Annotated in this window: 9 protein-coding genes and 1 pseudogene; 2 read left to right on the plus strand and 8 right to left on the minus strand. The window is 63.2% G+C overall.

What is annotated here, in order from left to right:
- The 6 genes and pseudogenes from HP499_RS16605 to HP499_RS16620 form a co-directional block, all read right to left on the minus strand.
- Nucleotides 1–523: pseudogene (locus tag HP499_RS16605) on the minus strand (hypothetical protein); the annotation flags it as partial.
- 217 nt (nt 524–740) lie between these two features.
- A complete protein-coding gene (locus tag HP499_RS25235) occupies nt 741–1,151 on the minus strand; it encodes a DUF6318 family protein (RefSeq protein WP_253951645.1) in 411 nt (136 codons plus the stop codon).
- Between the two features lie 46 nt (nt 1,152–1,197).
- On the minus strand, nt 1,198–1,320 hold the full coding sequence (locus HP499_RS25405) for a hypothetical protein (protein ID WP_256378450.1): 123 nt from the start codon (nt 1,318–1,320) through the stop codon (nt 1,198–1,200).
- A gap of 183 nt (nt 1,321–1,503) precedes the next feature.
- Nucleotides 1,504–1,881 (minus strand): RNA-binding S4 domain-containing protein, encoded by a 378-nt coding sequence (locus HP499_RS16610; protein ID WP_172325324.1) that lies wholly within the window; start codon nt 1,879–1,881, stop codon nt 1,504–1,506.
- 177 nt (nt 1,882–2,058) lie between these two features.
- Entirely contained in the window at nt 2,059–3,162 is a 1,104-nt protein-coding gene (locus HP499_RS16615) for a sulfite oxidase (protein WP_172325325.1), read from the minus strand.
- Nucleotides 3,163–3,326: 164 nt separating this feature from the next.
- Nucleotides 3,327–4,361, minus strand: coding sequence for an aldo/keto reductase (locus HP499_RS16620; RefSeq protein ID WP_172325326.1), 1,035 nt, complete (start codon nt 4,359–4,361; stop codon nt 3,327–3,329).
- Nucleotides 4,362–4,617: 256 nt separating this feature from the next.
- On the opposite strand from HP499_RS16620, the gene HP499_RS16625 reads away from it, so the two are divergent.
- Nucleotides 4,618–5,109, plus strand: coding sequence for a flavin reductase family protein (locus HP499_RS16625; RefSeq protein WP_172325327.1), 492 nt, complete (start codon nt 4,618–4,620; stop codon nt 5,107–5,109).
- Nucleotides 5,110–5,115: 6 nt separating this feature from the next.
- On the opposite strand, the gene HP499_RS16630 is transcribed toward HP499_RS16625, so the two are convergent.
- The gene (locus HP499_RS16630) at nt 5,116–6,051 is read right to left on the minus strand and encodes a hypothetical protein (protein WP_172325328.1); all 936 of its coding nucleotides are present in this window, start codon (nt 6,049–6,051) and stop codon (nt 5,116–5,118) included.
- 135 nt (nt 6,052–6,186) lie between these two features.
- Between HP499_RS16630 and HP499_RS16635 the strand changes: the two genes are divergently transcribed.
- Nucleotides 6,187–6,642, plus strand: coding sequence for a YchJ family metal-binding protein (locus HP499_RS16635; RefSeq protein WP_172325329.1), 456 nt, complete (start codon nt 6,187–6,189; stop codon nt 6,640–6,642).
- Between the two features lie 4 nt (nt 6,643–6,646).
- On the opposite strand, the gene HP499_RS16640 is transcribed toward HP499_RS16635, so the two are convergent.
- Nucleotides 6,647–8,611: an acyl-CoA dehydrogenase family protein gene (locus HP499_RS16640; protein ID WP_172325330.1), complete on the minus strand. Its 1,965-nt coding sequence runs from the start codon at nt 8,609–8,611 to the stop codon at nt 6,647–6,649.
- Between the last annotated feature and the right edge of the window lie 161 nt (nt 8,612–8,772).

Here is an 8,772-nt window from a genome sequence, read left to right on the forward strand (position 1 = left end):
CGGTTTCTGTGTAGCTGTGGCTGGTGCGGGTTTGGTTGTTGAGCCATTCGGTTTCGGGGATGGAGTAGCCGGCGGCTGGTGTTGGTCCGAGGGTGGTGCCGTCGCCGAAGGTGTAGGTGTAGTTGGCGGGTGTTGCGGTGAGGTGGACTGCTTGGCCGAGGATGGTGATGTCGAAGGCTTGCTCGCTGGTTGTGGTGTAGAAGTTGGTGGGTCCGCCTTTGAGGGTGTGGGGGAAGGGTTGGGCTTGGAGGGTTCCTGGGTTGATGGGTAGTTGTTGGAAGTCGGTGAGGATCCGGGCGGCGATGTTGGCCAGGACGTTTTCGGGTTGGGCTGCGTAGAGGCAGGTGGGTCCGCTGACGGGGATCCAGTCTGTCCATCCTGGGTTGGTGATGGCTTTGGGGGCTTCCTTCCAGATGACGGGGGTGCCTGCTTCAGTGTTGGTTGTGGTGGCTGGGCATTCGAGGGCATCGCAGCCGGGGTCCTTGGTATCGGGCCCATCGGCGCGACAGTGGGTGTCAGCCATGTACTGGTTTGGGTCCTCGGCGCCCGGAGTCGTTTCGGCCTTAGGTTCCGATATGCCTGTTTCGGGGTCGAATGACCAATTGGCTCCTAAATCGACGCTCCCATTCGATTCGTTCAAACTTGTCCACTCGTCGCGACTCACGGCCCGTCCGGTTTGAGCCATAGTCGAAACGAGTATGACCGCAAGTAAAAGTGTCAGCGTGAAGGTGCCTGTTCGGTTAGCGAATGACACCAGTGTCCACGACTTTCCAAGAGGTTCCGAACTGGGCAACGACTACAAACGCGTCGTTTGTAGCTGCATCGGCTGGGCGTCCTTCAGTTCCGTCTGCGTTGTAATAGACAATCGCATCTTGTATGACTTGCGCCCTCGCCGAATGTGAAACGTCGCCAGGGACCCACTTCATATCGACAATCGGTACGTGAAGCGCTCCCCCAACTATCCAACGCCCGTCTCGGTAGCTGTCAGTTGCTGCCCTCTGCATGTGGATGCACACCCGACATTCTGGCGTGCTCAGCGCAGTCAGAACCGTGATGTCGCCGGTCTGATTGGCATGATTCTTGACGGCGTACCAGTACCCAATAAACGCCTCCAACCCTGCCTTCGAGTTCTCCTTCGCCAGCTCAGGCATCACGGGAACGGGCACATTCTCCGCCTTCCCCTTCGCATCCGCGGGCTTATATATCGCGGATGCTGAAGGAGTAGCCGAAGCAGCCGGGACTGATGCGCTCGTGGCGGGCGACGCCGTCGTCGTGCTTGGTTCGGAGGGTTTGCCGCTGGGTGGAGAGCCGCCTTGGCATCCACTCACAAGCAGCGTAAGGGTGAGACCCACGGCCACCGTCCATGGCCGGACAGACGGAAAAGTGGCAAACGAAAGGCGTGACATGACAGGCTCCCCAGCAGCTGTTTGGCGTTGTGCCGGTCAGTCTAGGTCGGGAGGGAAGCCAGATTCACGTCGGTAACTGCGGCCTGTGGAAAACCACCTATCCGCGCAGCTTCTCCATATCCCGGCGGTCCTTCTTGGTGGGCCGGCCGGCGCCGCGGTCACGCTGGGGCAGTCCGAGCTTAGGCGCAACGGGACGCCGGGGAGTGTGGTCAGTGAAGCAATGGGAAGCGGCCTCAGCCCCCACACGCTTCGCGATGAGCCTCCGGACTTCGAGGATCCGTTCCCAGCCCGATTCCCGGACCCGGATGGTGTCGCCGATGATCACGCTTTGCGACGCCTTGACGGGGTTTCCGTTGATGCGGATGTGGCCGGCACGGCAGGCAGCGGTGGCCGCCGAGCGGGTCTTGTAGGCACGAATCGCCCAAAGCCAGGCGTCGACTCGGACGTTTGCCGGTGAAGATGACGGGATACTCATGATTGGGAAGAGTCTAACCGGGCCTCGCAAGCCCTGCGGGAACGCCAGGAGCACCGAGGTCGTGGGAAGCCAGCCAAAACCCCCGGAAAGTTCCGGCGACCCCGCAGCATTCCAGCGATCTCAGCGATCTCGGCCGGGCGGCCGGGCGGGCAGGCAGGCGGGGCGCAGCCAGGAGCCCTACCGCACCGTCACCTCAACCACCTGCGCCATGTTGTTCCCGATGCCCTGATAGTTCCACACCTGTTCCGTGGGCTGCAGCGCTCCCGATGTATCCATCGCCCGGCACCGCAGCACATGGTCACCCGGACTCGCGACCCACACCATGGACCACGACCTCCACGCAAAATCACCCACGGGCGGGTCAATATGCGCGGGCATCCACTCGCCGTCGATCCCCACCTCAACGCGTTCCACCTCGCCGTGCCCGGACCACGCGCGGCCGTGCAGCATGACCGGACCGGTTTCCACAATCCGGCGTCGCGTGAAGAATTCCGGAATGCCGGGAGGGATCATCAGGGAGCGCACACGAATGTGGGTCACGGGCAGCCCGGGACCGTCGGGACCTTGCAGGTAGTGATAGGCAACAGCCTGTTGGAATCCCATGAACCGCGACGTCACGGCCTCGATCGACGTCAACCATTTCACACTTGCCATCCCGTACCAGCCGGGCACCAACAGGCGGAGGGGGAACCCATGCTGGATCGGCAAGGGATGTCCGTTCATGGCGTAGACCAGCATGACTTCGGGATGCATCGCCTCGGCCACAGACAGGCTGCGCGCGTAAGGCTCTTCGACGCCGCCCTGGACTCCGGCGTCCGCACCGGTGAAGACAAGTTCGACGGCGTCACTCGCCAAACCAGCTTCCTCCAGCAGGGGTGCCAAGGGAGTTCCGGTCCACTCGGCCGTGCCCACCGCGCCGACCACCCACGGCTGACTCAGGGGCCGCGGTTTCAACAGGGACCGGCCGTTTCCCGCGCATTCCATGGTCACGGGCATGGTGACAGAGGGGCGGGCTTTGATGTCGTCCAGGCTCAGTTCAAAGCTGCGATCAACAGCTCCCCCCAGCCGTAACCGCCAGGTATCAGCGGGGACGTGTGGAATGTCGAAGTGGATGAGCAGGTAGTGGAGGCCGGCCGGCGTGATGTCGTCGTGCAGGGCCTCAAGCGGCATGGAATGGTTCCGGCCGGAGAGTTGCAGTTCTTCAGGGGTCAGGGGACCTTCGGTCGGCTGCCCGGCGGTGGCGGCTTTCGCTGCCCTTTGCTTGACGGGGTGCTTGGACATGGGACGGCGGCGTTCTACTGGAAGCTAAGTGCTGCGGAGCGCCGCAGCACTTAGGACAAGGATCATGCCACGGCCGAACCTGCGTCAATAGCTCGTTGCGAGGCCTGCTCTGCGCGTCAAAACAAGAACACACCACGCAGAGCGGGCCTCACAACGGAAGGGGGCTACCGGCGTCGTAACTCCGGGTACTCAAGGTGCGGCGCAACAGTGCCCGCGTCGCGCTCCAGGAAGTTCACGGCAGGGGCAACGATGTCGTCGATTTCATCGAGGATCGACTCACTCAGCACCACATCCGCGGCCTTCAAGTAGTCGGTCAGGTGGTCCTCGGTGCGGGGCCCGATCACCACACTGGTCACCGCCGGGTGGTTCAGGGCGAAGCCCACCGCGAGCTGGATGAGGGTCAGTCCATGCCGGGCTGCGAGTTGGGCCAAGGCGTCGGCAGCGTGCAGCTTTCCCTGGTTAAAGGGCGCGGTGACGTCGAAACGGCCAGGAACGGCAGCCGATCGGGAACTTTCAGGCTGCCCCGCACCCACGCGATATCCGCCGGCCAGCCACCCGCCGTCGAGCGGTCCGTAACTCAAAACCCCGACGCCGTACTGCTGGGTGATGGGGAAAACGTCGCGTTCGTTGGCGCGCACCAACAGCGAATAAGGAACCTGGTCCACCACAGGAGGCGTCAGGTGGTTGGTATTCGCAATCCATTGAGCCTCAACCAGCTGGGCGGGGCTGAACACCGAGGTGCCGTAATACAGGATCTTGCCTTGGCGGATGAGGTCGTTGAGGGCAGTGATGGTCTCCAACAGATCGGTGTTGTAGTCCGGACGGTGCGCTTGGTAGAGGTCGATCCTGTCCGTGTTCAGCCGCTGCAAGCTGTCCTCCACAGCCCGGACGATCCACCGGCGGGAGTTGCCCGCGTGCGCTGGGTTGGAGCCCATCTGCCCGTGGAACTTGGTGGCAAGGAATACATCGTCCCGTCGGCTGTGAATGGCTTGGCCAACCACGGTTTCGGCCTCGCCCTGGGAGTAGATGTCCGCGGTGTCGATGCTGGTGATGCCGGCGTCGAGCGCTGCCTTGATGATGCGGATGCTCTCCGCGGGACCTGTGGGCGCGGCTCCGGTGCCGAAGTTCAGGGTTCCCAGAGTGAGCGGGCTGATCAGGGCGCCAGTGCGTCCAAGCGTTCGTAGCTCGTTGAGGCTCATGTCGGCTTCCTGTGGGGGGACTGCTGGAGGGGTGGGACTGTTCAATCGAGGCTACACACGGCTTTTGGACGCAGAAACGCAAGCGGTAGAACTTCTTCGTTTTTCGTCTTGCGAGGTAATGGAAGAGGCCTTGGTTCGCGACATTTCTTGACATGCAGCAACACAAATGTCTTTCGGATCAACAAATATTGCCGATCCCGCCAGCAGGTGAATTATGGGAAAGGAACTCAAGCACCGCACGATGAGGGGAACCGGAATGACACAGACCACAGTTGAAGAAACAGCAGCCATAAAGGCTGCCTTTGCGCAGTTTCCGTCCGGAGTTGCCGCGTTCAGCGCGATGGTGGATTTCACGCCGGAAGCCCTGGTGGCGTCCTCATTTACTGTGGGTGTTTCACTGGAGCCGCCGCTGGTGATGTTCGCGGTGCAGAACTCCTCCACTACTTGGCCCAAGCTCCGTCAGGCCAGGCGTTTGGGTGTCTCGGTCCTCGCTGAAGGGCAGGAAGCTGCCGCGCTCCAGTTGGCTTCGAAAACGCGGGATCGGTTCGCCGGGCTGGCCACCAGCGTGGGTGACTCAGGTGCAGTACTGATCGACGGCGCCGTGCTGGGCTTCGAGTGCGAGGTTGTCTCGGAGACGCCCGCCGGGGATCACGCGATCGTCGTCCTGGAAGTGAAAGCAACCACCATTAATACTGAATCGAAGCCGCTCATCTATCACGGCGCGACGTTCCGGCAGTTGGCCGCGTAGGCGCGGTTATGAGTTGCGGCTGGCGCTGCTGAGCGACCCTTTGCGGATCGGGCTTGGAGACTTCCCATTCTTGGAAGTGTTCGGGCCCGATTTCTTTGCGCCGTTGCCGCCGCCGTTGGACCCGCCGCCGTTGCCGCCGCCGTTGGACCCTGCACTGCCGGCCGGCTTCGCCGAAGCATCCGGGTCGGTCGGCCCAGGCGCTGTGCCATTGGCGGCAGGAGTAGGCTCGTCAAGCTCGCGGACGGTCACCTTGATGGCGGGCGGCTGCTCAGCCTGCGCGCGGGCGGCTGCACGACGGTCCGCGTCAGCCACGGCGTCAGCCCAGTCCTTCGCCAGGACCGGCGGTTCCTTGGTGGCCGCAACGACGATTGGATGGTGGGCCGCCTGGTTTTCGACGACGGACTTGACCTCCGCCGGCTTCGGCAGGTTGCGGGGGTCTACTTTGGTCTTCCACGCTCCGTCCTTGACAACAGCCGACGCACCCGAGAGTCGTCGTCGAACGTCGGCCAGGACGTCGCGCTTGGGTGCGGCAGGAGCGGCGGAAGCTGCGGGAGTGGCAGGTGCCGGTGAAGTTGCTACGGCCGCAGCCGGAGCAACCCCCGCAGCCGGAGCAACCCCCGCAGCCGGAGCAACACGGGCAGTGGACCCGGTTTCAAGGTATGCGAGGTCGTCCAGTGGAGACTCCCCGGGTGCTGGAGACTCCACGCCGGTCACGGGATCAGGGACACGGGCGGGGCGCGGCGGCAGGTGCACGATCGGCGTGGTTTCCTTCTTGGGGAAAATCCCTACCATCGCCAGGAGAACTATCGACAGCAGCCGCCCGACTCCAGCGACCACCAGAGTGATGATAATGATCAACCCGAGCCCCAGGAACATGAGGACAGCGAGTCCCAGCGTTCCCAAATACGTCAGATTGATGGCGAGTGTTGTCGGATCCTCCACGTAGCCTCCCCTGGCTGTCGTTTTGTGATGCGCGCATTGCCCACCCAGCTTGCGTATCCAGCCTACGGTCCAGCACCGACGGAATCACGCGCCGCCCCCTCCTCTGGCGGGGTTGTTTCAAAGCTGTTATATGACGTGGGAAAATATGTTGCCCAGCTCTCATTTACCGCTTCAGATTGGCCCCTTGTGACCCCTGACCTCGCCCGGCTCCGCAACGGCGCCTGTCCCTGCCTTTCCGGGGAGCTTTATGACGATTGCTGCGCCCGGTTCCACCGCGGGGACGCCGACGCGCCCACAGCCGAGCAGCTGATGCGCTCCCGTTATTCGGCCTTTGTGGTCATGGACCCCGCTTACCTCCTGCGAACCTGGCACGCCTCAACCAGGCCCGGATCCATAGGCCTGGATTCAGACATGCAGTGGCGCAGGCTGGACATTCTCAACACAGCCAAGGGCGGCCCGCTGGACACTACCGGCACCGTGGAGTTCGCTGCGCACTACAGGCTCGACGGCGAACGCGGCGTCCAGCGCGAACTCAGCCGGTTCCTACGGGAAGACAAGCAATGGTTCTACGTGGACGGGGACGTGCTCTAGCTCATCACCGGTACGTCCGGTGCAGGTTCTGCTTGGTTGTGGCGCCGGGTGAGGCGTCACCGATCCACGGCCCCGTGCCTTCGGACTGGTCAAGGATTCCGGCCTCCAGCCAGGTGTAATCTCCGTCAAGGACTTTGCGGGAGAGGCCGCGATCGGCGTCGTCGGTGTTCCTCCACAGCTGGTCAAAGTACTCGTCCACCCGCACGCGCGCCTGTTCGCAGAACGCCTCGGCCAGCTCGAACGCTGTGGCGCCCTGTTCGGGGTGCTTGCGCAGCAGCATCTCGGCCCGCGAGCAGCACGCCGCCATCGCGAACAGCTCGGCACCGATATCCACGATCCTGCCCAGGAACGCCTGCTTGTGCTCGAGCTTCGCCTGCCACCTGCCCATGCCGTAGAAAGTCTGCCGCGCGAGCCGCCGCGAGGACCTCTCGACGAACCGCAACTGCTTGGCCAAACGCCCGAATTCCGCGTAGGAACGCGGATCCATGCCGGCACCTGCCACGAGCTTCGGCAGCCATTTGGCGTAAAAGCCGGAAGCCCCGACGGCGGCCCTCGCCTTGTCCTGCAGGCTTGCGTCCGCTGATGCGAGGTCGCCCGCCGCGGCAAGGTGTGCGTCCACGGCTTCGCGGGCGATCAGGAGTTTCATGATCTCGCTGGAACCCTCGAAGATCCGGTTGATGCGGAGGTCCCGGAGCAGTTGCTCGGCCGGGACGGCACGCTCGCCCCGGGCTTCAAGGGAATCGGCGGTTTCGAAGCCCCGGCCGCCGCGGATCTGGACCAGTTCATCGGCGATCCGGCAGCTCAGCTCCGTGGACCACAGTTTGGCCAGCGCAGCCTCGATGCGCACATCCTTCTGGCCGGCGTCTGCCATTTCGGCGGACAGTTCAAACACGGCTTCCAAGGCGAAAGTCGTGGCAGCGATGAAGGCGATTTTCTTGCCGACGGCTTCATGCTTGCCTACAGGGCGCCCCCATTGGGTCCTGGCATTGGACCATTCGCGGGAGATTTTCAGGCTCCACTTTCCGGCGGCAACACAGAGCCCCGGGATGGAAAGCCGCCCCGTATTAAGGGTGGTGAGGGCGATCTTGAGCCCTTGACCTTCCCGGCCAAGCCTGTTGGCCACGGGGACACGCACTTGGTGGAAGCGCGTCACCCCGTTCTCGATTCCCCGCAGGCCCATGAACGCGTTGCGGTTCTCTACGGTGATGCCGGGGGAGTCCATCTCCACAACGAAAGCGGAGATGCCGCCTTTATGCTCGGTGCCATCAGCATCGGTGTGCGCGGGGACCCTGGCCATGACCACCACCAGTTCGGCGATCACACCGTTGGTGGTCCACAGTTTCACGCCGTCCAGAACGTAAGAGCCGCCGTCGTCGGACAATACGGCAGTGGCGCCCATCCGCGCTGGGTCGCTGCCGACGTCGGGCTCTGTCAGGAGGAATGCGGTGATGGCGCCGGCGGCGCAACGCGGCAGGTATTCCTGCTTCTGTTCGGGAGTGCCGAATTCCTTGACCGGCTCCGGGACTCCGATGGACTGGTGGGCGGAAATGAGTGCGCCGAGGCTTGGGTGCACAGAACCCAGAAGGGCCAGCGCGCGGCCGTAGTAGACCAGGGAGAGGCCCAATCCGCCGTAGTCGCGCGGAATTTTCATGCCGAAAACACCCAGGTCCGCGAGGCCTTTCAGGTATTCATCCGGGATTTTGGCGTCCCGTTCAATAACGCGGCCGGACATGGTTTTGGCGAACGTGACCAGTCGGCCCATAAACTCTTCGCCCCGCTCCACGTCATCCGCACGGGCTTGTGGCCACGGATGAACCAGGCTGAGGTCAAAACTGCCCAGGTAGAGGCCTTTGGCGAAGCTGGGCCGGTTCCATTCAGTCTCGCGCGCGGCTTCTGCGACGGCGCGGGCTTCTTCTGCGGTGGCGTTGACGCTTGCTGCGGCGAGACTGTTGTCAGTGGCGGACGTCATGGGATAACTCCTCTAGCCGGTTGTGCCGGTTGGAGCCAGGGTCCGCCTCGGGTGGGAACCCTTCAGCTGTCCCTCAATGCTACCCGCGGGTAGCTACCCGTGCCAGTGGAAATCTGCGGCTGGAATTCAGCCGGAATTTCCACTTGTCCGGCGTGGTGGAC

The organism is Paenarthrobacter sp. CM16 (genome assembly GCF_013179505.1).
Lineage (GTDB): Bacteria > Actinomycetota > Actinomycetes > Actinomycetales > Micrococcaceae > Arthrobacter.